The organism is Sphingomonas crusticola (genome assembly GCF_003391115.1).
Lineage (GTDB): Bacteria > Pseudomonadota > Alphaproteobacteria > Sphingomonadales > Sphingomonadaceae > Sphingomonas_I > Sphingomonas_I crusticola.
In genome coordinates this window covers 1,174,336-1,197,306 of sequence record NZ_QTJP01000001.1, presented here as the reverse complement: position 1 = coordinate 1,197,306, position 22,971 = coordinate 1,174,336, and the positions used below count along the sequence as shown (strand labels likewise).

Annotated in this window: 16 protein-coding genes and 1 riboswitch; of the genes, 8 read left to right on the top strand and 8 right to left on the bottom strand. The window is 63.7% G+C overall.

Annotation, left to right across the window (positions count from 1 at the left end; translation table 11 throughout):
• Window positions 1-121: 121 nt before the first annotated feature.
• A riboswitch (cobalamin riboswitch) is annotated at window positions 122-336 on the bottom strand.
• A gap of 42 nt (window positions 337-378) precedes the next feature.
• Window positions 379-1,191: a citryl-CoA lyase gene (locus tag DX905_RS05660; protein ID WP_116090480.1), complete on the bottom strand. Its 813-nt coding sequence runs from the start codon at window positions 1,189-1,191 to the stop codon at window positions 379-381.
• Between the two features lie 110 nt (window positions 1,192-1,301).
• Between DX905_RS05660 and DX905_RS05655 the strand changes: the two genes are divergently transcribed.
• Window positions 1,302-2,450 carry a CaiB/BaiF CoA transferase family protein gene (locus tag DX905_RS05655; protein ID WP_116092359.1) on the top strand — a complete coding sequence of 383 codons (1,149 nt, stop codon included), beginning with the start codon at window positions 1,302-1,304 and terminating at the stop codon, window positions 2,448-2,450.
• A 61-nt stretch (window positions 2,451-2,511) separates the two neighbouring features.
• A complete protein-coding gene (locus DX905_RS05650) occupies window positions 2,512-3,354 on the top strand; it encodes an IclR family transcriptional regulator domain-containing protein (protein ID WP_116090479.1) in 843 nt (280 codons plus the stop codon).
• Window positions 3,355-3,374: 20 nt separating this feature from the next.
• Here DX905_RS05650 and DX905_RS05645 read toward each other — a convergent pair whose 3' ends face one another.
• A complete protein-coding gene (locus DX905_RS05645; protein ID WP_116090478.1) occupies window positions 3,375-5,672 on the bottom strand; it encodes an alpha-amylase family protein in 2,298 nt (765 codons plus the stop codon).
• Between the two features lie 424 nt (window positions 5,673-6,096).
• Between DX905_RS05645 and DX905_RS05640 the strand changes: the two genes are divergently transcribed.
• From DX905_RS05640 to DX905_RS05625, 4 genes are all read left to right on the top strand, one after another.
• A complete protein-coding gene (locus tag DX905_RS05640) occupies window positions 6,097-7,341 on the top strand; it encodes a glycerate kinase type-2 family protein (protein ID WP_240320735.1) in 1,245 nt (414 codons plus the stop codon).
• Between the two features lie 227 nt (window positions 7,342-7,568).
• Window positions 7,569-9,173 (top strand): L-lactate permease, encoded by a 1,605-nt coding sequence (locus tag DX905_RS05635; protein ID WP_116092357.1) that lies wholly within the window; start codon window positions 7,569-7,571, stop codon window positions 9,171-9,173.
• A 107-nt stretch (window positions 9,174-9,280) separates the two neighbouring features.
• Complete coding sequence (locus DX905_RS05630) at window positions 9,281-10,294, top strand: NHL repeat-containing protein (RefSeq protein ID WP_162875481.1); 1,014 nt, start codon at window positions 9,281-9,283, stop codon at window positions 10,292-10,294.
• A gap of 99 nt (window positions 10,295-10,393) precedes the next feature.
• Window positions 10,394-12,562 carry an alpha-amylase family protein gene (locus DX905_RS05625; RefSeq protein ID WP_116090476.1) on the top strand — a complete coding sequence of 723 codons (2,169 nt, stop codon included), beginning with the start codon at window positions 10,394-10,396 and terminating at the stop codon, window positions 12,560-12,562.
• Window positions 12,563-12,985: 423 nt separating this feature from the next.
• On the opposite strand, the gene DX905_RS05615 is transcribed toward DX905_RS05625, so the two are convergent.
• Genes DX905_RS05615 through DX905_RS05595 form a run of 5 tightly spaced genes read right to left on the bottom strand, consistent with a single transcriptional unit; the run spans window position 12,986 to window position 20,432 of the window.
• Window positions 12,986-15,082, bottom strand: a complete 2,097-nt coding sequence (locus tag DX905_RS05615) for a malate synthase G (protein ID WP_116092356.1) — start codon at window positions 15,080-15,082, stop codon at window positions 12,986-12,988.
• 17 nt (window positions 15,083-15,099) lie between these two features.
• On the bottom strand, window positions 15,100-16,416 hold the full coding sequence (gene glcF, locus DX905_RS05610) for a glycolate oxidase subunit GlcF (protein ID WP_116090474.1): 1,317 nt from the start codon (window positions 16,414-16,416) through the stop codon (window positions 15,100-15,102).
• Window positions 16,416-17,564 carry an FAD-binding protein gene (locus tag DX905_RS05605; RefSeq protein WP_116090473.1) on the bottom strand — a complete coding sequence of 383 codons (1,149 nt, stop codon included), beginning with the start codon at window positions 17,562-17,564 and terminating at the stop codon, window positions 16,416-16,418. Before DX905_RS05605 ends, glcF begins: the two co-directional genes overlap by 1 nt.
• Window positions 17,564-19,057, bottom strand: a complete 1,494-nt coding sequence (locus DX905_RS05600) for an FAD-linked oxidase C-terminal domain-containing protein (protein ID WP_116092355.1) — start codon at window positions 19,055-19,057, stop codon at window positions 17,564-17,566. Before DX905_RS05600 ends, DX905_RS05605 begins: the two co-directional genes overlap by 1 nt.
• Before the next feature lie 34 nt (window positions 19,058-19,091).
• Window positions 19,092-20,432, bottom strand: a complete 1,341-nt coding sequence (locus tag DX905_RS05595; protein WP_162875480.1) for a glycerate kinase type-2 family protein — start codon at window positions 20,430-20,432, stop codon at window positions 19,092-19,094.
• Between the two features lie 334 nt (window positions 20,433-20,766).
• Here DX905_RS05595 and DX905_RS05590 point away from each other — a divergent pair, with 334 nt between their 5' ends.
• Both DX905_RS05590 and DX905_RS05585 read left to right on the top strand, forming a co-directional pair.
• Window positions 20,767-21,561, top strand: a complete 795-nt coding sequence (locus DX905_RS05590) for an IclR family transcriptional regulator (RefSeq protein WP_205412200.1) — start codon at window positions 20,767-20,769, stop codon at window positions 21,559-21,561.
• A 103-nt stretch (window positions 21,562-21,664) separates the two neighbouring features.
• The gene (locus DX905_RS05585) at window positions 21,665-21,871 is read left to right on the top strand and encodes a hypothetical protein (RefSeq protein ID WP_162875479.1); all 207 of its coding nucleotides are present in this window, start codon (window positions 21,665-21,667) and stop codon (window positions 21,869-21,871) included.
• Window positions 21,872-21,878: 7 nt separating this feature from the next.
• Here DX905_RS05585 and DX905_RS05580 read toward each other — a convergent pair whose 3' ends face one another.
• Window positions 21,879-22,913, bottom strand: coding sequence for a TolB family protein (locus DX905_RS05580; protein ID WP_116092354.1), 1,035 nt, complete (start codon window positions 22,911-22,913; stop codon window positions 21,879-21,881).
• Between the last annotated feature and the right edge of the window lie 58 nt (window positions 22,914-22,971).

Sequence of the window (22,971 nt, the reverse complement as noted above, 5' to 3'; positions counted from 1 at the left end):
AACTGTCAATGTCGTCTCTCCTGGTAACAGGCGACGACCAAGACAGAGCGCATGCGCGGTCGAGATCCACGCTAAGAAGGGTGGAGCCGCGCAGGCGATCCACCGAGGCACCCCGCCCGAGGAACGTTATCGCGACGAGGCAGGTCTCCTGGCTTACGGGTCAGCGCGTCGGTCCCGGCCTTCCCGACGATTGCCGCCAGTGACCCTGAATGGACCGCCGCTCGCCGCTTACAGTTGCGGGGGCAGCGCCGGACTCCACCCTCGCGGGTGCCACCGGCTTCCCGTCTTGGCTCCTCGCCGTTACTGGCGCGGAGAACCTCGACGCACCGCCTAAACACGCTCCTGACCGGCCGTGTCAATCGACATATAAAGATATCTTTATATGTTCTCCGTACTCGGGCCGGCAGTGGCCGCCTCGCCATCATAGTCGATAGCCGCCGCCGCTGCGCCCGACATGATGAACCCAATCGGCCGATCGCTTTCCTCCTTCAGATGCGCGATCAGGCTGGCGGTGCGTGCAAGTAGCGAGATGCCCTTGAGCGCGCCCACCGGGAAGCCGACATCGAGCATCACGGCGGGAATGGCGCCGTTGACGTTGATCGGCAAAGGCCGGCCGAGCGTCTCGGGCAATGCGTCGCGGATCGCATAGAGCATACGGATGTGAGCGCCCACGATCCCATGCCGTTCGGCGAGGTCCAGCAGCAACAGCGCGCGCGGGTCGCCGGCGGCGTGCTGGGGATGCCCGAAGCCGGGGATCGCACGTTTCTCGCGGCGCAAGTCCTTGATGCCGCCCCGCGCGACGGCTTCAATGGTCTCGCCTTGCTGAGCTTTCGCGACGAGTTCGGCGTAAAATCTTCCGGCGATCTCTGCACTGCCAAGCACGACCGAACCGCAGCCGAGCAAACCCGCCGCGACCGCGCCATGAAAGGCTTCGGGGGCGGCGGCATAGGTCATCCGGGCGGCGACGACGCTCGGTACCAAGCCGTGTTCCGCGATGGCAGCGAGCACGGCATTAGCGAAGAAGCGTTGGACCTCGCTCGGCGCCTCCCCAGTGACCAGCAGCCAGAAATAGCTGGTGAAATCCATCTGGCCGATAATCTCACCGCACAGATCGTGGCCGCGCACGGTGATGCTGGTCGCATCCGATGTGCAGATCGCCGTATAAGGCGCATCCTGCTTGCCAATCCGCATTAAATGCTACCTTTCAGCCGGCCGCCGTGGCGTTGCTAAAGACAAATTCGATTTACGAAGTTGATTTCGTATATCGAATTTTCTACTCGCAGGGCGAGGGAGTCGTCAATATGGCCAAGCCGCTCGCGGACGTCACCGTACTGGAAATGGGTACTTTTATCACCGGTCCGGCGGCGGGGATGCTGCTCGGGGATATGGGCGCTGACGTGATCAAGATCGAGCGGCCGGATGGCGGGGACCCGTTTCGTGCATTCAACGGGGGCTTCTACAGCCCGCATTTCCAGACCTATAACCGCAACAAAAGGTCGGTCACCCTCGATACGCGCGCGGCAGACGATCTTGCCATCTTCGACCGGATGATCGCCACTGCGGATATCTTCATCCAGAATTTCCGGCCGGGCGTCACCGCCAAATTGAATGTGGATGCCGCGCGTCTGCAGGCGATCAACCCGCGGCTGATCTATCTGTCGATTTCAGGTTTCGGCGCCGGCGGCCCGGATCAGGATCGTCCCGCTTTCGACACGGTCGCGCAGGCCGCAAGCGGCTTTTTGAGGTTGTTGGTAAATCCCGAAAATCCACGCGTGGTGGGGCCGGCGCTGGCCGATGCGATCACTGGCTTTTACGGCGCCTATGGCGTGCTCGCCGCGCTGCACGAGCGCGAGAAGACCGGCCGGGGCCGGCTGGTCGAAGTGTCGATGTTCGAGGCGATGGCGCACTTCAACCTCGACGATTTTACCCACTATTTCTCCGAAGGCCAGGTGATGGGGCCTTATAGCCGCCCTAACGTCTCGCAATCCTATGTCTTCCAATGCGCAGATGGCGGCTGGATAGCGCTGCACATGTCTTCGCCGCCCAAATTCTGGGAGAATCTTGCCGAGGCGGTAGGCCGGCCTGACATGCTTGGGCGCGACGAATTTGCCAGCCGAACGGCGCGCATCGCCAATTACGACAAGATCGTCGAGTTTCTTGCACCGATCTTCGCCGCCCGCAAACGCGCCGAATGGTGTGCTGTGCTGGAGCGGCTCGAAGTGCCGCATTCACCGGTCTATTCCGCGCCTGAGGTGATCGAGACCGAGCAGGCAAAACATCTGCAGCTGTGCATCGAGGATCCAGCGGGACCGCATGGTGTCTTCCGCACGATCCGATCGCCGGTGTCTTTCGACGGCGAAGCGATGCTGGACGTGACCGCACCGCCGACGCTTGGCCAGCATAATGTTGCACTAGCCGATCCAGGATCGGTCAAAGCCGCGGCCGAATGACGGCCGCATGGCGAGAGTGGCAGCGACTTGCCCTGTGTCGCCAGCGTCAGTAACCCGGGCCATGGCCGTTACCGAGAAGCCGCCCAAGGACAGCGAGTATCTTTCGACGCTTGAGCGTGGCCTGCGCGTGCTGCGCTCCTTCGACGCGCAACATCCGGAAATGCAACTTAGCGAAGTCGCGCAGCTTACCAAGCTCAGTCCGGCGGTGGCACGGCGCTGCCTGAACACGCTCGTACAGCTAGGCTATGTGGCGCAATATGGCCGCAAGTTCCTGCTCCGGGCCGAAGTCCTGAGCTTCGGCACGAGCTATTTGTCGTCCATGAACGTCGAGCAAATTGTCCTGCCGCCGCTGCAAGGGCTACGCGACGAGACCGGTGACAGTAGTTCGATGGCCGTGCTTTCGGGCGACGACATCCTCTATGTCGCGCATGTATCGACCAATCGGCGGATCAGGCTAAGCGCCACCGTCGGCACGCGCTTCCCGCTCCATGCAACTTCGCTCGGCAAGGTGCTGCTCGCCTTTCAGGATAAGCCGGTCATCGCCGCTTATCTAGATCGTGCGGTGATGGCGCGGTTTACCGAGAGAACAGTGACCACGCGCAGCGCGCTGGAGACGAGGCTTCGCGCGGTGCGCGAGACCGGCTACGATTCCGCGCTCGACGAGCTCGATTATGGTCTCGTCTCCGTGGCGGTTCCAGTCCTCGACGCGCAGCGGCGCGTGGTGGCCGCGATCAATTGTTCGACCTCCACCTCGCGCATCTCCCAGGACGAGCTGGTGCGGACCCGCCTGCCGCTGTTGAGAGATGCAGCAGCGGAGATCGGCAATGCCCTGCAGCGCTGGCCAGCACTGATCCACTCGCTGCACTCGGTCGACGCCTCCGGGAGCCGCGATCAGATTGTCTGAGGCACCGCAGGCTTCATTCCTCAGCTGATGACCGCGACCTCGTGGCTCGAGATGGAGGGGATGACGAACTCCGCCCAGCTGCCCGTGATCGTTGCCGGCACCGATTGATCCGACACGAGCAGCCTCACGGTACGGCCGGAGATGCCGCCGTCCAGTTTTACCCGCACCTTGTAGGGTCCGACCGGAATGAATTCCTCCAGCGGAGCGCGCCAAGTGGCGGAGCTCACGAGATTACACATGTGGAGCACCATGCCTCGGCTCTGCCGATACAGATTGCAGTCGAGCAGACCCTTGCCCTGCACCTCCAACGGAACCCGGTCCCTTGCCGCCCAGCGAATGGCATTGGCGATCAGGTCGCCCTGATCGGGGAGGTTGTCGGCGGCATATTGGCGATCCATGTCCGCCGGCATGAACACGATGCGCGAGCCGTTCGGGGTGGTGTTCACGATTAACGCCTGAATGTCGGTCTTCGGCGTTCGCCACCATGCATTCTCAGCCTGGAGGACAGGCGATTCCGGAATGAAGGTCGCAAGCACCTGCGCGCCGGGGGCGATCCGCAACCTTGGTACCACGCCACCGAAGAAGATGACGTCGGTCTCGTCAAACCCCTTCAGGATTGGATGGCGGACGGCGCCTGGCGGCACGAGCGGTTCGTCGCCGGGATGCGGGCTGTAGGCGACGTTGTGCCGCAGTTCGGGGGTGAAGCGCACGTAGGTGTTGACGTTGACCGGGCGTTCATTTGCGGCGGCACCGCGCGTTCCGGCCGGGCCCGACACCTCCGCTACCGCGCGGCCGCCGCGACGTTCGGCCGGAGGCGTGGCATAGCCCGTATTGGGCTTCGTTCCTGCGATCCAATGCGCCCCGAACAAGTCGGCCAGCGCATAATCGGGCCGAGCATCGCCGAACCGGTCGTGAAGGCTGGTGTCGCCTGATGCGAACAGGCCGCCGCCATTGCTGACGAAACGCCTGACGGCGCCGACCTGCGCGTCGGTCATCGCCGCGAGGTTCGCGAGGACCAACGCGGAGAGGCCGGCCGCATCTTTATCGATGCGGTCGGCGTGGATCACCGTGAAGGGGATCCGCGCGCGGACGAGCGCATTGACGACTCCGCGCCACGGCGCCTCTACGTTGCCGTTGACGTCGTCGCGGCCATAAAAGACATTATTCTCCTCCGACCAGACGAGCCCGACGGACGCGACCGGCGTACGGTCGTGCAGATATACCTCGTTCGCCTTGGCCCAATGCAGGACCGGCGGGACCGTTGCGTAACGGCGCTTGTCGTGATGGTGTGCGCTGATCGTATGCCACCAGGGCGAAAGGCCGCCCGCCATGCCCTCGTACATCCACATCTGCGCTTCGGGTGCGGCCTTGGTCGTCAGGCGCGGACCGTAGATCGCCTGTGCCTCGATCGCGATCCTGTCCCAGCCCAGGATGGAGTGGGTGAGCTTGCCGGCTTCGGGATTCTGCTGAAAGCCGCTCGCGTCCGAACGCGCCTGATGGTCGTGCATCGCGATCGGCGTCGCCGAGAGGATGCCGACCATGCTGCGCGCCGTCAGCGAGCCGCCATTCTGGCCGACCCAGATGCAATCCGGTCCGCCGGCGGAACGCGCGTCGGCACGATAGCGGTTCATCATCGCCATCGCTTGGCCTTCGTTCCAGATCACCCACTCGCGATAGACCGGATCGTCCCAATTCTTGGCGCGTGGCAGGTCCTTACCGGTCATTTGCCTGAAGAGCGGAGTGCACACCTGGCAGTAACAAAGATCGTAATTGAGCCCGCCGCCACCATTCACCGAGAAGCCCGCCGGTTTGTAGGTCGCGGCAATCTCCTTGATGATCGAGGAAATGAACTCCCGGCTGAAGCCGCCATTCATGCACCCCTGATGTGTGCGATTGCCGTTAACATCCTGCACCATCCACTCGGGATGTGCCTTTTCAAGCTCCGGAGTTGGAAGGTTGGTCATCCGCGCGACACAGACGATATTGTCGTCCCGGCACGCCTTCACCAATTCGCCGAACAGATCGCGGTCGCCCAATGTCAGCGCCCTGCGGTGATAGGGAATCTTGGTGGGATAATAAGCGACGACGCCGCCAGCATTCAGGATCATCGCCTGGGTGTCGGTATCCCGCCAATATTGGCGCCAGAAGCCGATATCCATATTGCCGTCGTCTTCGGTGATGTTGACCTGACCCCAGCGTTTCGCCGTGCGATACCAGGGTAGGCCGGCCGCCGTCGTCGCAGCTGCGGTGCTCGCGCCGGCAGCGAGCGTAGCTATTGCCGCCGCGCCGATGATGGTTTCACGCCGGGTGGTTTCCATGCATCTTCTCCTGGCTGGGTGCCATTGCGATGCGCGACGAGGCTCACGCTTATGTTCGCGCCGCGATGGCGATATGACTTGGCTCGCGGGCGGGCGAGCGCGGGTGGCCACCTTTCTCACCTGACGGGACGCCAGCAACTCGGTCGCGGCGTCGCTGCCTTGCCCTCCGGGCCATGAGATTGCAGTCGGAGCTTTGACTGGTGCTGCCGATAATCAGTGCCCCGATCATAAATGGTCCGAGGAATCCCACCACGCGGGAAACTCTGCACACTTGCTCTGGAGGAGCGCCGCCTTATTCGCGACTACGTTGCGGAATCTGCGTGGCCATGACAGAGTCGCCGCTCGGCTGGAATTGAGAATAACGGTGTCCGAACCATTAATCCTGCCCATTCCTTCTCGTGAAGAGATCTCCCAGCGCGATCTCTTGATTGAGCTGTTTGACGTGGCGGTGAAGTCCGTTTCGGCCGATCTGTGTATACCTGCGCGCCTGCCCGAGCCGGTGCCCGGTCGCACCCTGATCCTCGCCATCGGCAAAGCCGGCGCTGCGATGGCGCGGGCCGCCTATCGTCACATGGGAGGCACCGTCGACGGTATCGTGCTCACGCGTTATGGCCATAGCTACCCCGCGAGCCAGATGCCGCCGGGCTTCACCGTATTTGAAGCCGGTCACCCGTTGCCGGACGAGCATGGCATTGCCGCGACGCGGCATATCCTGGAGGCGGTGCGCGCCTTGGGCCCCGACGATCAGCTGTTGGCATTGGTGTCGGGCGGTGCGTCGGCGCTACTGACGATGCCGGCTCCCGGCATCACACTCGCCGACAAGCAGGACATTACCCGGCAGCTCCTTCAATGCGGCGCATCAATCTCCGAAATAAATTGCGTGCGGACGCACTTGTCAGGCGTGAAAGGCGGACGGCTGGCGCTGGCCGCCGCGCCCGCTCGCGTGGTCACGCTGGTGCTTTCGGATATTCCGGGGGACGAGCCGGCGATGGTCGGTTCGGGCCCTACGCTGCCTGACCGGACCAGACTGGCGGATGCCAACAAGATTCTTGACCTCTACGGCATAGCAGTACCGGATCATGTTCGCCGGGCGCTCGCCGATCCCGCCAACGAAACGCCCAACGCCTCGGCCAGCGGCTTCGATGCGGCGGAAACGACCGTAGTCGCTCGTTCCACCAACGCGCTCGAGGCCGCGGGTCAGATCGCGCTCGCGGCCGGCTACACGCCGGTCTATCTCGGTGGCGATATCGAGGGCGACAGCAGCGAACTCGGCACGATCCACGCGGCTCTGGCCCTGCATCACGCGCAGAAAGGTGGGCGCTGGGCCCTGCTGTCGGGCGGCGAGACGACCGTGATCGTACGAAATCGCGAAGGCCGCGGCGGGCGAAATGCCGAATATCTGTTGAGTCTCGCATTGGCGCTCGACGGGGCTCCCGGCATCTCGGCCTTGTCATGCGATACCGACGGTATCGACGGGACCGAGGACAATGCGGGTGCGCTCATCACCCCCACCACGCTCGGGCGCGCCCGGCGTCTGGGAAAATCGCCGTCGCAGGCGTTACGTGCAAACCTGACCTACGACTTTTTCCAGGCGCTCGGCGATCTCGTCGTAACGGGGCCGACCCGAACCAACGTCAACGATTTCCGCGTGATCCTGATCGATCGTTAATCGCCTGCCGGCCCAAACCGGGGCGCGCTTCGTCCACGATGCGGGAAAGCATCGGCCGGCTGCGGGGCGGTGCTTGTCAGTTCCCGCGCGTTTAGCCACGCAGGGCCTACGCATCGATTAGTGCCGGCCTCGGCCGGGCGGATCGAGTATTGAAGCGGTGGTCGACGGCATTTGCCTATGATCGCCGGAAAAGACGCGGCGGCGATCAGGAGGCGGGGAGGGCGGCCATGTTCCACCAGATTATTGCACCGGTCGGTGGCAACCTGCTGTTATCGTTCATCATCGCGGCGATACCGATCGCGGCGGTTCTGATCATTCTCGGCCTGCTGCGGCGCCCCGCCTGGCAAGCATCCATCATCGGTCTCGCCATCGCCTTCGTCCTGGCCATCTTCGTCTGGCGGCTGCCGCCGACGATCGCGCTCAACAGCGCCCTGGCGGGCGCGACGTTCGCGCTGTGGCCGGTCATGTGGATCGTGTTCAACGCGCTGATCCTTTACAATATCGCGGTCATCTCCGGGCGCTTCGAGGCATTTCGCGACTGGCTCGTCGCCAATCTTCCCAATGACCGGCGCGTCGTACTCGTCGTAATCGGCTTTTCGTTCGGCTGTCTGCTGGAGGGCATTTCGGGTTTCGGAACCCCGATCGCGATCACGAGCGCGCTGCTGATCGCGCTTGGCTTCCCTGCGATCGATGCCCTGGTGTTCACGTTGATGTTCAATACCGCGCCGGTGGCGTTCGGTGCGCTCGGTGCGCCGATCACCACGCTCGCCGCCGTGACCCAATTGCCCGATCATACGCTCGGCGCGATGATCGGGCGGCAGTTGCCTTTTATCGCAGTGCTGCTCCCCTTCTACGTCACTGCCGTCTATGCCGGTGCACGCGGGCTGCGCGGTGTCTGGCCGGTTCTCCTCGTTGCCGGTGGCTCGTTCGGCATCACCCAGTTCATCTGCTCGAACTATCTCGGCTATGCGCTGACCGACGTGCTGTCGTCGCTGACGTCGCTGGCGCTGACGCTCGGCTTCCTCCGGGTCTGGCATATGCCGCACGATCCCGCTTTCGCGCTCGCGGCGATGCCCGAAAGCGTGACGCATCATTCCCGCAAGGTTGGCGGCTGGCAGGGCTGGGCGCCATGGCTGATCCTTTCGGTCGTGGTGATCGCGTGGATCCACCTCAAGATAAACCTGTTGGGCCAGATCGCCGTCCAGTGGCCGGGATTGCATAATGCGGTCTTCATCACTGCTTATAACAAACCCTATGCGGCGGTCTGGAATTTCCAGCCACTGGCGACGGGCACCGCCATTCTCTTCGCGTCGCTCATTACGGCTATCGTCGTCGGGCTGAGGCCGGCGCAATTCATCACCGCGGTTTCCCAGGCGGTGCGCCAAGTCCGGCTGCCGGCGTTCACGACTATGCTGATCGTCGGGCTCGCTTATCTGATGAATTATTCGGGCATGGCCTATACGCTTGGTATCGGCGTTGCGTCGGCGGGCCTGTTGTTTCCGTTATTGTCGGCATTCCTCGGCTGGCTCGCCGTGTTCCTTTCGGGAAGCGACACTTCGGGCAATGCCTTGTTCGGCAACCTTCAAGTCGTCGCGGCGCAACAATTGGGACTGAGCCCAGTCCTGATGGCGGCGACCAACTCGTCGGGCGGCGTCATGGGCAAGATGATCTCGCCACAGAATATCTGTACCGGTACCGTGGTCACCGATCTTGCGGGGCGCGAGGGAGAGGTGCTCGCCCGCACGTTCAAGCACAGTGTGATCCTGACGCTGGTCCTGGGACTGCTGGTTGTCCTCCAGCAATATGTATTCCCGGGGATGATCCCGAGTTGAGGGGCCGGTCGCTTGCGCGTCCACAGACGCTTGCCGCGATCTTAATCCTCGCAGCGGCGACGGTAGCGGGCACAGGCCAGGCCGAGCGGTCCACTACGCCGCTGCCGATGCCGACCTTTCGTGCGCAGACGGACTGGCTGAAGCTGCCAGATCGTTGGATCATGGGCGACGTGACCGCGGTGGCCGTAGATCGCAGGAACTATGTTTGGGTACTGCAGCGCCCGCGCACATTGTCCGCCGATCAGAAGGACAAGGCCGCGCCGCCGGTGCTGCTGTTCGATACGGCTGGTCAATTCGTTTCAGGCTTTGGTGGCCCGGGGATAGGATATGATTGGCCCCAGGTGGAGCACAGCCTCGCGGTCGATGCGCAGGGCCATGTCTGGATCACCGGCAACGCCCGGCCCAATGGCGGGGCGGCGGACGACATGCTGCTCGAATTCACCGCGGCCGGGAAATTCCTGCGCCAGATTGGCCGGCCGGGCGAAAGTCGGGGCAACGCCGATACCGCGAATTTTCACGCCCCGGCGGACCTGTTCGTGGATGACGCCAATCACGAGGTTTACGTTGCCGACGGCTACGGCAATCGCCGCGTGATTGTCGTCGATAGCCGTAACGGCGCTTTCCGGCGGATGTGGGGCGCATTCGGCTCGGTGCCGACGTTGCAGCCGGCTCCGGCGCCGCGCCCGGCCGGCGCCCCGGCGACGCCCGAAACCGGCGATGGCCCGCCCGATTTCAATGGGGTTCACGGCGTCGAACTGTCGCGCGACGGTCTGGTCTACGTCTCCGATCGCAACAATCAGCGGCTCCAGGTTTTTACGCGTGCCGGCCATTATCTTCGCCAGGTCTTCATCGATCGCAACATGGCGTCCCCGGTCACCGCCTCCGGCATCGCCATGTCGGCCGATGCCGCCCAGCGCTATCTGTTCGTCGTGGACTTCGGCAATGCCGCGCTGGTCGTGCTCGATCGGCAAAGGCTGCAAGTGATCGGCCGCCTTGATGGGACCCATAACATGCCGGCATTCCGGGCCCCCCACCTGATCGCGGCGGACGGCAAGGGCGCGCTCTATGTCGCCGAAGTGGCCGGCCGCCGCGTCCAGCGATTGACCTACACGCCGCGCTGACCAGCCCGCTTTTTGCATCGTGGGACGGAGACGGGCGAAACAGCGCGAACGCATCCGGCTAAACGTGCAGACTGACGCCGACACGAACAGGAGGATCCGATGGACGCCAACAGGCGCGAATTCACGACTTGGGGCGTCACGGGGGCCGCATCGTTGCTGGGCGGCTTGCTGCCGACTGCCGCGATGGCGGCGCCGATCGGCGGATCGGGTGGTGGGGTACCCTGGTACAAGACGATCAAGCGGATCGGGCAGACCAACTTCAACGAGCGGGATCCCGAATTCGGCGATGTCGAGGCCTGGGCCAATTATTGGGCCTCGGCGAAGGTGCAGGCCGTCGCCCTGTCAGTATCGGGGCCGGTCGCCTTCTACCCTACCAAGGTGCCATTCTTCCACGTCAGCGACTACCTTAGGGGCCGTGATCTGTTCGGCGAATGCCTGACTGCCGCGAAAAAGCGCGGGATCCGTGTATTCGGCCGGATGAGCCCGGACATCCAATATACCGATCCGAAGCTGTTGGCCGCGCATCCGCTGTGGTTCCGCCGCGACAAGGCGGGCAATCTGCAGACGCCGGCGCCGAACATCGCTTTCACCTGCCAGTTTTCGGGCCAATTTACCGAGCAGCAGCCGGCGATCCTGCGTGAGCTGACCGCACTCTACGACATTGACGGCGTCTATATGAACGGCTGGCCGACGATGCAGGAATGCTATTGCGAGAATTGCCGCAAGATCGGCGACCCGCGTTCAGAAGCATACAAGACTGCACTGATGGACAGTGCGGCGCAGCTCACGGACCTTTATCGCAGCATCGTGACGGCGAGGAATCCGAACAATTTCTACAGCTGCAACGTCGCCGGCGGCATGGAGGATTCCGGCCTCGATCAGTGGAAGCTGACACGCAAAGCCAATTGGTACACTTCGGACAACCAGGCGCGCTCCGCAGTCGAAGAGCCGGTATGGCAGGACGCGCAGCAGGTAAAATATGCGCACGCAATGATGGGCGACCGTCCCGTCGCGGCGGTTACCGGCAGTTATACGCGATCGGGCCCGACGATGTGGCGCCAAGTGGCGGATACGACCTTCGAACCCACCTTCCGGATGGCACAAACCACCGCCGCAGGCGGCATCGTCTGGTACCATCATCTCGGGCTGGAACAGGGTTTCACGGTGGATCGCCGATGGCAGGCGCCCGGCCGCGACTTCCTGAGCTGGCATGCGGCCAACGAGCCGCATTTCCATAACAAGCGGTCGCTTGCCAACGTCGCAATTGTGCTTCCGACCAATACGATGAGTCATCGCAAGGAAGCGAAAGGCAAGGCTACCGACTATTTGCAGGGCGTCTATGCGGCGCTGGTCGATGCGCGGATCCCCGTAGATTTCGTGCATGAGAATGACCTGACCGCCACGCGGCTGGCGCCTTACGCCCTGCTGATCCTCCCCAATTTCGCGATGATGAGCGATGCGCAGGCCGACGCGTTGAATGCCTTTGTCAAAAGCGGCGGCTCGCTGCTCGCGACCTATCAGACCGGTTTGTATGACGCGGCCGGCGCGCCGCGTGCCGACTTTGCCTTGGGGGGACTATTCGGCATCTCGAAGGCAGGCGAGCCGGTAGGAACGGGCGCGTCGGTGCTTGGCTCATTCGCGCCGATCCACCTCCAGTCAATCCGCCGGCGCGGGCCGCTCACCGAGGGCTTTGACGAGACGAAATGGATTGCCGGGCCAAGCTGGACTCAGCCGGTCAAGCCGGTCGCGGACGCGCCATTGACCTTCCTCGACCCCTATCCGGTCTATCCGCCGGAAGCCGTCTATCCTCGCGCCAGGCCGACCGACCGTCCGGCCGTTGTGACGAGGCAGGTCGGAGCAGCGCGCCTCGCCTATCTCGCCGGCGATATGGACGCGACCTATTGGCGGCTCGATAATCCCGATCTCGGGCGTCAGCTGATCAACACGATCCACTGGCTGCTCGACGGCAAGGCGCCGGTCAGCGTCACCGGCGACGGTCTGATGGAGGTGATCGCCTGGCAGACAGGACCGGGCTACGCACTCCACATGCTTAATTATAACGGGCCCAACGCATTTCGCGGCCATATGCGCAAGCCAGTGCCGCTCGGTGCACAGGCCGTGCGCATGACATTGCCGGATGGTGCGAGCGTCCGGTCGGCGAAGTTGTTGCGGGCGGGCCGCACCGTCGCCTTCCAGCAGACCGGCCGAACGATCGATCTGACCGTCCCGGCGGTCGACGCCTACGAAGTCCTCGCGTTGGAGGTGTAACCCCCCACTGGTCGGGTCGGACCATTCGGTCCGACCCGATCCGTTTTGCGCCGGCTTTTCACGATGCGGAACAGCAGCTTTTCGTGGCCGTCCTTCGTTTGTAAATATCGAGACATGACCGATCTTCATCTGAGCGAGCGAAAGCCGCGCCCGGGATGCAGGCCAATCGACCCGGCGGTCGTGCGCTTCATGACATCGATCGTGAAGGGTCAGACCGACGAATGCCTAAACGCGCAATTCGGGATCAGCTACAATACCTGGCGCAAGCTGCGGCAAGGGGAGCCGATCAGGGCATCTCTCGCGGATCGACTTGAGCACAGGGTTGCGCGAATTGCCGAATAAGCGGCCGGCGACGTAGCCTCCCGCCTCCCGCCTCCGGCCCCGTTCTACGCGTCGCGCGCTCCCCGACTGGATTTCCCGAAATCAGCCTTGCTCCTGCGCCTTCACATGGGCGCGGAAGCGATGGAGCAGTGGCTCGGTATAGCCGTTCGGTTGCGCGACACCCTCGAACACCAGCGCGCGTGCGGCCTGGAACGCCAGGCTGTCCTGCTCGTGGCCGGCCATCGGCTGGTACAACGGATCGCCCGCATTCTGCGCATCGACTTTGGCGGCCATTTTCGACAAAGCGGCTTCAGCCTCGTCCTTGCCGGCAACACCGTGGAGCAGCCAATTGGCCATGTGCTGGGATGAGATGCGCAGCGTGGCGCGATCCTCCATCAGCCCGACATCGTGGATATCCGGTACCTTCGAACAGCCGACACCCTGGTCGACCCAGCGCACGACATAGCCAAGTATCCCCTGCGCATTATTCTCCAGCTCATCGCGTATCTCGTCGGGCGACCAGTTGCGGCCATGCGCGAGCGGCGGCGTCAGCAATTTGTCGAGCGACGCCACCGGTTCCGCCCTGCGCTCCTGCTGCCGCGCGAAAACATCGACCCGGTGATAGTGCGTCGCATGCAGGGTGGCGGCCGTAGGTGATGGCACCCAGGCGGTGTTCGCGCCGGTGCGGGGATGCGCGATCTTCTGCTCGAGCATATCGGCCATGCGATCGGGGGCGGCCCACATGCCCTTGCCGATCTGCGCTCGCCCGGACAGGCCGCACGCAAGCCCTATCTGGACGTTGCGATCCTCATAGGCGGTGATCCAGTCGGCCGTCTTCATATCGCCCTTGCGGATCATCGCACCGGCCTGCAGCGACGTGTGCATCTCGTCACCGGTCCGATCGAGGAAGCCGGTGTTGATGAACATAATCCGGTTCTTCACCGCCTCGATACAGGCCGCGAGGTTCGCCGACGTACGGCGCTCCTCGTCCATCACGCCGACCTTGATCGTATGTCGTCCGAGCCCGAGCAGATCCTCGACCGCGTCGAATAGCCGGTCAGTGAAGGCCGCTTCGTCCGGTCCGTGCATCTTCGGCTTGACGATATAGATCGATCCAGCGCGGCTATTGCGGAAGCGGCCGCTGCCCGTGAGATCGTGCATCGCGATCAGGCTGGTGAGGATTGCGTCAAGCATGCCTTCGGGCGCCTCCGACCCGTCGGCGAGCAACACGGCGGGCGTGGTCATGAGATGACCGACATTTCGCACGAACAGCAGCGACCTGCCGGGCAGCGTCAGCGTGCTCCCGTCCGCCGCCAAATAGTCGCGATCGGCTTCCAGCGTGCGCGTGACGTCGCGATCGCCTTTCTTGAAGGTCGCGGCGAGCTCTCCCTTCATCAGCCCCAGCCAATTGGCGTAGGCCGCGACCTTGTCTTCGGCATCGACCGCCGCAACCGAATCCTCGAGATCGACGATCGTGGTCAGCGCCGCTTCGAGGACGATATCCGCGATCCCCGCCCGATCGGCAGCCCCGATCGGATGTGCGCGGTCGATTACCAGTTCGATATGCAGGCCGTTGTGGCGGAAGAGGAGATTGTCGCGCGAACGCCCGACCAATTGCGCCGGATCGGCCAGGGTCAGGTCTCCATCGAAATCGGTCCAGCTGCCTGCGGCCAGGGGTACCGCCTCATCCAGGAACTCGCGTCCCCATGCGATAACCTTTCTGCCGCGCTCGGGGTCATAGCCTGCGGCGGGTGCCGCGCCGGCGATGGCATCTGTCCCGTAGAGGGCGTCATAGAGGCTGCCCCAGCGCGCATTGGCGGCGTTCAGCAGGAAGCGGGCATTGAGTACGGGCACGACGAGCTGAGGGCCGGCTAGCTTCGCGACCTCGTCGTCGACATTGGCGGAGGTGACGGCGAATGGCGTCGGCTCGGGAACGAGATAGCCGATCTTCGTCAGGAAGGCGCGATATTCTCCGATGTCGATCGGTTGACCGGGGCGGGCGCGATGCCAGGCATCGATCTTGGCCTGCATCTCGTCGCGAATCTTGAGCAGCGCGGCATTTTCGGGCGCGAGGCGCGCGAAGATGGCCGCAGTGCCGGACCAGAAGGCTTCGGGCGAAAGCCCCGTGCCCGGCAGGGCCTGGTCCTCGACAAACCGCACGAGGGGTTCGGCGATCTTGAGGCCGGCTTTGTCGATCATGTTGTTCACGATGCTAGTCACGCAGAAGATCCTTGGGCGAAGTGAGAAAGCGATGCGGGGGCGGGCCCGCCCGTCGCCCAGTCGAGCAGTTCGACCAGATGGACGACGGGTATATCCGAATGCTGAGCGATCTGTAGCGCACAGCCGATATTTCCGGTGACGACCACGTCGGCATCGAGCCGGGCGAGATTGGCGGCCTTGCGCGCACCGAGCTGGCCCGCAATCTCGGGCTGCAGGATGTTGTAGGTCCCGGCCGATCCACAGCATAGATGCGCTTCGATCGGCGTCCTGACCGCATAGCCGGCATGGGCGAGCAGCCGCCGGGGTGCGTCCGTCACCTTCTGCCCATGTTGCAGCGAGCAGGCAGCGTGATAGGCGACGGTCAGCCCGCGCCCGTCGCCCGGCGGCAAAGAGAGCTCCAGCAGGAACTCCGATACGTCCCTCGCTAGCGCGGATATGCGCGCCGCTTTTTCGGCATAAGCGGGATCGTCGCGCAGCATGAATCCGTAATTTTTGATCACCGTGCCGCAACCCGAGGCGGTAACCAAAATGGCGGTGAGCCCGTCACGTTCGGCTTCGCGGATCCAGGCATCGACATTGCGCCGCGCGTCGGCAAGCGCCTGTGCTTCGCGGCCCATATGGTGGACCAGCGCGCCGCAGCAGCCCTCGCCCGGCGCGAAGACAACTTCGAAGCCCGCCTTTTCCAGGAGGCGAACCGCCGCGGCGCCGAATTCCGGCCGCAGGAGCGGTTCGGCGCACCCTTGCAGCAGCGCCACCCTGCTGCGCGCCAATGACGGGGGCGACTGTAAGCTTGGCCGTGCGGGCGGCGGTGCTGCGCGGCGCGGCGCCAGCGCCAGCATCGCGGCGATCGGCCGCAGCGCAGGTATGCGCGTGAGCAAGGGCGCCGCCGGCCGGGCCAGCCGTGCCAGGCGCAGCGCTATCCGGAAGCGGCGCGGATGCGGCAGAACCCAGGCCAGCAATGCTCGCAGCAACCGATCGCGGAGCGGCCGGCGATAGCGCTCTTCGATATAGGCGCGGGCATGATCGACCAGATGCATGTAGTTCACGCCGGAGGGGCAGGTAGTCATGCAGGCGAGACATGACAGGCAGCGGTCAACATGTTTGACGATCTCGGGCGTCGGCTGCCGCGCACCCTCCAGCATGTCCTTGATCAGATAGATGCGGCCGCGCGGGCTATCGAGCTCGTCTCCCAGCAGCACGTAAGTCGGGCAGGTCGCGGTGCAGAAGCCGCAATGCACACATTTGCGGATGACGGCTTCGGATGAAGCCATCGCGGGGTCGCTGAGCTGCTCTTCGGAGAATGTCGTGCGCATCAAAAGCGACCCGTTTCGAAAAGACCGGCCGGGTCGAAGGCCCGGCGAACGCGTTCCTCCAGCGCGGCGACTGAGGCGGGCTGGGGATGAAATGCCGGCGTAGCGGTGCGCAGCTCCGGATCGCCGCGGATGAGCATCGCATGGCCGCCGAGCGCGGCCGCGGCGTCACGCAGCACCGAAGCAGGTCCGTTGTAGGTCATCCAGATGCGAGCCCCGGCCCAATCCACAAGATAATGCACGTCGAGCGGCAGCATTGCCGCGACTAGGCCGCTGCAGGCGCTGGGCGGCACGCTGATCCGCCATAGCGGCCGGCCATCCGCAAGCGGGGAAAGCGTGGCAAGTTCGTTCCAGAACTGGTCGCCATCGATGTCCGTCCCGACCATGGCATCGAGGCCTTGACCCAATCCGTCCAGCATCAGGAGCCTGGCGCGGACCGAGGGACCGAAACCCTCGATCCGCAAGGCCGTTAGCGAGCTGTCCCGCCCATCACCGGGCCGGTAAGCAGCAGCGGAGATACTCGCCTGCGACGCCATCGCGGCGGCGAACAGGGCGCGTGCTCCTTCAAGCGTCAGGCCAGCGTACGTCCGCGTGATGCTTTCGCGCGGGCGAGGCAAAACTCGCAACGTTATCTGAGTGAGCGCCGCCAACCGTCCCCAGCTGCCTGCCATCAGTTTTGGCAGATCGAACCCGGTCACATTCTTTACGACGCGGCCGCCCGCGACGAAGGTTTCGCCGCGGCCTGATATTGCGGTGAAGCCGAGCAGGTGGTCGCGCGCGCCGCCTCCGCTCAACCGTCGAGAGCCTGCTGTGCCCGCGGCGACGATACCCCCAATCGTCGCTGCGCCCGACGGTCCGCCGAACAGGGGGCCGCCGTCGAACGGATCGAAGGCGAGAGCCTGATCCTTGGCCGCAAGCAACTGTTGCACCCCAGCCAGAGGGGTTCCGGCGCCGACGGTCAGCACTAGCTCCGCCGGATCGTAATCCACGACGCCCGCAAAGCCGCGCATATCGACAATCTCGGCCGATCTGGGTGACCCGACGTCGGCCATGCTGCCCCCGCCGCGAAGCTCGAGGCGCGCCCCGCGCTCTGCCGCAGCAGCGAAGATGCCGCAAAGCTCCTCGGCCGTATGAGGACGGTGCGCAATCATCAGAAGCGCGGCAGTTCCGGAAAGGGCAAGTTGCCGTGATGGACATGCGTCCGGCCCTGCTCGGCACAGCGATGGAGGATCGGAAAAACCTTGCCTGGGTTAAGCAGTGTACCAGGATCGAATGCGTGCTTCAGCTGCCGCTGATATTGCAGGTCGATGCCGGAAAACATCACCGGCATGAGATCGCGCTTTTCGACCCCGACGCCATGTTCGCCGGTCAGGACGCCGCCAACCTCGACGCACAGCCGCAGGATATCGCTCCCGAATGCTTCCGCCCGTTCGAGTTCGCCGTCCACATTGGCGTCGTAGAGGATCAGCGGATGAAGGTTGCCGTCGCCCGCATGAAAAACGTTGGCGACGGCCAAGCCATGGGTCTTCGACATGTCAGCCATGCGCGCCAGGACCATCGGCAGAGCCCGACGCGGTATCGTCCCGTCCATGCAGTAATAATCCGGGCTGAGCCGCCCGACCGCGGGGAATGCCGCTTTCCGGCCCGCCCAGAAGGCGATACGCTCCTGTTCATCGGTAGAGACGCGGATGGAGACCGCGCCGTTCGCGCGCGCGATGCGCTCCACCTCCTCGAGCAGATGGCTGCATTCCGCGCCCGGCCCATCCAGTTCGACAATGAGCAGCGCGTCGACATCTAGTGGATAGCCCACGCCTACGAACGCCTCGGCGGCGTGGATGGCGGGCCGGTCCATCATCTCCATGCCCGCCGGGATGATGCCGCCCGCAATCACGTCGGCCACGCACTGCGCGGCGCCCTCCACTGTGGCGAAGCCGATCAGAAGGGCTCGCGCGGTTTCCGGCGCGGGCAGGATCCGCACTGTGACTTCGGTGACGACGCCAAGTAAGCCCTCGGATCCGACGATGACGCCGAGCAGATCGAGTCCGGCCGCATCTAGCGTACGCCCCCCGATGCGCAGGATTTCTCCCGCCATCGTGACGAGCTCGACGCCGAGCACGTTGTTGCTGGTCACGCCATATTTGAGACAGTGAACGCCACCCGCATTCTCGGCGACGTTGCCACCGATCGAGCAGGCGATCTGGCTGGACGGATCGGGGGCATAATAGAAGCCCTGATCCTCGACCGCGCGGGTCACGGCGAGGTTGGTCACGCCCGGCTGAACTACTGCGATCCGTTCATCATAGTCGATCGCAAGGATGCGATTGAACTTGCCCAGGCCGAGCAGGATGCAATCGGCCAGCGGCAGCGCGCCGCCCGACAGCGACGTGCCCGAACCGCGCGGCACAACCTTCACCCCGTTGGCGTTGCACCAGGCGAGAATGCGCGCGACCTGGTCCGTCGTCTCGGGCAATACCACCAGCATGGGCGGCTGGTGGTAGGCCGTAAGCCCATCGCATTCATAGGCGCGCAGGCCATCGGGATCGTCGATCACCCCTTCGCCGGGGACGATCAGACGCATCGCCGCCGCAATTTCCGCTCGCCGACCGATAATGGCCAGATCGGCATCCGGCATCCGCAGCGACATCGTCATTCCCATCGTTCAGCGTTTGAAGAGCCGGTCAATTCACCACGCCAATGACCAGATCCATGACATTGGTGCCAGTCGGACCCGTTACATGAAGATCGCCGAGCGCCGCGAAGAAACTGTTCGAATCATTGTCCGCAAGCGATTGGGGCGCACTTATTCCCGCTCCACGTGCACGCGCGATGGTGCTTCCATCGGCGAAGGCGCCCGCGGCGTCGGTCGGGCCATCGGTGCCATCGGTACCGCTGGACAGGATTGCGGCATTGACGACCCCTTCGAGCGCGATCGCCGCGACGAGGGCGAATTCCTGGTTGCGCCCGCCGCGCCCGCTACCAGTAACCTTCAAGGTCGTCTCACCCGCGGCAAGAAGCACCGTCGGCGGGCCGCCGCGTTCCGCGACCTGACGAACTTCCGCGGCAAATCTGCGCGCCGCCTCATGCGTGTCCATGTGCATATGCGCATCCACGATCCGGGTGACATAGCCCATGGCCGAGGCGGCCGATTGCGCCGCTGCGAGCGAGGTGTGGCTATCGGCCAGCACGACATGCTCAGCGCGGTCATCCGCGATGCGCGCTGCGGGATCGACGGGTTGCCGCAAGGCGGCCAATATCGGGGCCGACATCTTGTCCATCACGCCGTAGCGTTCGAGTATCGCAAGCGCCTCCTGCGGCGTGGAAGGGTCGCGATAGGTCGGGCCAGATCCGATCATCGCCACGTCGTTGCCGGGCACGTCGGAGATCATCAGCGTGATCGAACGGGCCGGGCTGATGGCATCCAGCAGGTGCCCGCCCTTCACTTTCGACAAACGCTTCCTGATCGTGTTGATTTCCGAAATGTTGGCCCCGGAGGCGAGCAATATATCTGTTACATGCGCCTTCTCGGCGAGGGTGATCCCGTCGGCGGGCGCGACCAGCAGCGCCGAGGCCCCGCCGGTGAGCGCTACGAAGACATTGTCGTGCGGTCCAAGATCCCGCAGAAATTCGAGCATTTCAGCAGTCGCGGCCGCGCCTCTCGCGTCCGGTATGGGGTGCCCGGCCTCGCGGAGCTCGATCCGCTTCAGCGCTTCGCCATGACCCTGCTTGATGATTGCGCGCCCACCGTCCAGGCGGTCGCCGAGCACGGCCTCCAGCCCCGCCAAGATGGACGCGGTCGCCTTGCCGGCGCCGATCGCCACAATCGCTCCTGCGGGATCGATGGGCCAGCTTATGCGCTCGCCATCATGCTCATAAATCCAGTTATTCTCTTCGAGACGGGAGCGCGAGCGGATGAGGCTTTCTCCACGCACCGCGTCGATTGCAGCATCGTAGATATGCTTGAGGGTCGCCCGGTTCCGGTCGGTCGGCTCGATGATGGCTTGTTCGCCCGTAACCTGCACATCATCTCCCATACCCGACCGTCGCTCCCCGAGCCGCTGGCCTTGTGGTCGGCCGTCGCAGCTTGCCCGCCGATATGCACTCGCGAGCCCGGTGCGGTGCTAGGAAGGCTGAATCGCCAAAACAATCGCACATGTCCCGCCTGATGAAACACTATGGTCGAGTACAGGTGATGCGGCGCGACGTTCTCACGATGCGGGAAGCATAGCCCGCGCGACGGGCAAAACCATTTCGCGCGGCCTCTTGGACTGAAGCCATTACGGATGTAAGCTGCACCGGCCAGATACTTCCCGGAAATGGAAGAGGGGCGGGAGAGGGTCACCAGCAATGCTTGGGATGGCGGATTTCGAAGTAGAGGGCGACCGGCTTGGCCGGGTGCAATCTCTGGTGCGGGCGTTCGGCTTGCTGGATACGCTGGCGAAACATGACGATGGGCTGACGCTCACGCAGGTTGCCGCGCTTGCAAAATTGCCGCGATCTACCGCGCACCGCCTGCTCACGACGATGGCAGCACTTCGCTACGTCGAGTTCGATCCTGCCAATAATTGTTGGATGATCGGCGTGCAGGCCTTTGCGCTTGGCTCGGCCTTTGTTCAGGTCCGCGACCTCGGCCGGCTGGGCCGCCCGATCATGCGGTCGATGATGGTCGAGGCGAACGAGATTGTGAATATCGCCGTGTCCGATACGGAGGGTGTTCGCTATGTCGGTCAGGTCCGGCCGATCGATCAACGCGCCAGCACCTGCCAGCCGGGGACGCATCTGCCGATGCATACAACTGCCTCGGGCAAGGTGTTGCTGGCGCATTGGAAGCCGACGGAACTCGATTCCTTCCTGCAGGGCCGACCGCTCGCCCGCCGGACCTATGCGAGCATCGTTGAGAAGAGCGCGCTCGTTCTGCAGCTCGATCAGATTCGCTCGCGCGGCTTCGCAATCGACGATCAGGAAAATTCCACCGGCATGCGCTGCGTCGCTGCGCCGGTATTTGACCGCAACAACCGGGTGCGAGCGTCGCTCTCCATTTCGGGCAGCATCACGCGCCTGCCCGATCAACGGCTCAATACGCTCGGTCACTCGCTAGCGGCCGCGGCCCGGCGGATGTCGGAGGATATAGGCGCGGTTCTGGCCGCTTAGCTTGTCTCCTTTAATGGCGCGCCGCGGGAGCGGCGATTCCCGCCTTGCTGCGTAGGGCCGCCATGTGCGGTCGACTTCGATCCTCATCCCGCAGAGCTCGCATATGTCACCGCAGGAAACGGAATGGATCGGCTGGAACGGCGGCAGTGCGCCGGTTGCCGGGGATGTGATGGTGGAGGTCAGCTTCCGCTACGGAAAGCGCGTCGTCCGAGCGCAGGGTGATTCGCTCCGCTGGTCGCATGATCTCTACGACGCCTATGGCGCCGACGATATCGTCGCCTATCGCATCATCGCCACCGGCTCCGGCTGAGCTTTACCTAGAAGCGGTAGAGCAGGAGACCGTAGCCCACACCGGCCTCGTCCTTGGTGGAGGCGAGCTGGAACGCCATGTACCGGCCGTCGGTGGATATGACGGGATTGGAGGCCTTCCATCCTTCATAGTCATTGAAGTTCGTCAGGCGCGTGAGATCCTTGCCGGTTCCGTCCAGCCTGAGTTTCCATATGTCGATATTGTGCGATCCGCGGCGGCCGCCGAGTTGCTCGACCTGACGATCGGCTTCGACGGCCGTATATTTGCCGTCCGGGAAAATGCCCTCGACCTCGTTATACGAATGGTCGTGCTGCGTCATGTTGGTCGCGATGCCGCTTTTGAGGTCCAGGCTCATCACGTCGGCATATTGGTCGTCTTGCGGCGGGATATCCTTCCGATTGTAGCAGACGAACGTCAGCTTGGTGTCATGGTCGTAGAAGTCCTGCGCCTCCGTGATGCAGTCTTCACGGTTGCTGACATAGACGGTCTTGCGCTCCGTCAGCCGCGGCACCGCTCCGGACAGGTCGACCTTCATGGTGATGATGCGCGACGCGTTCTTGGCCAAATCGGGATATTGATCAGGAAGTTCGGACACGGCAATCTGCATTCCCGTCTTCGATACGGCGGCGCCTTCGCTCATCTTCTCGCCGAGCCGGATGGGCTTCGAGCCGACAGCCTTGCTCAGATACCAGAGTTCATTGTCGCGCGTCCGGCTGGTGCGGATGTCGGTGAAATGCTCAGGCCCGATCAGAATGTAATCACCGTTGGACAGGTGCATGACGCGCAGGAACGCGCCGCCGGGAACATTGCAGGTGAGGCATCGGATCTTGCGGGTCGCCAGATCGATGACGAAGGCATCGCCGAAGCTCTTGGCCATGAAAGCGATTTGCTTGTTGTCGGGCGAGAAATCGGCCCGTTCGCCGAATTGGGTCAATTGCTGGACATTGGCGGGCAGGTGATCGAGCGGAGACCCGCTTTGGCGCTGCGCCAAGGTCGGCGTGGCCGCGACGGTAGCGAGCAAGAGCAAACCGAGCTTCGTCATTTCCATTCCTCTCATGCCTTAATCTCTCCTCGGAAGGGGCGGAATAGTTTCCGACCCT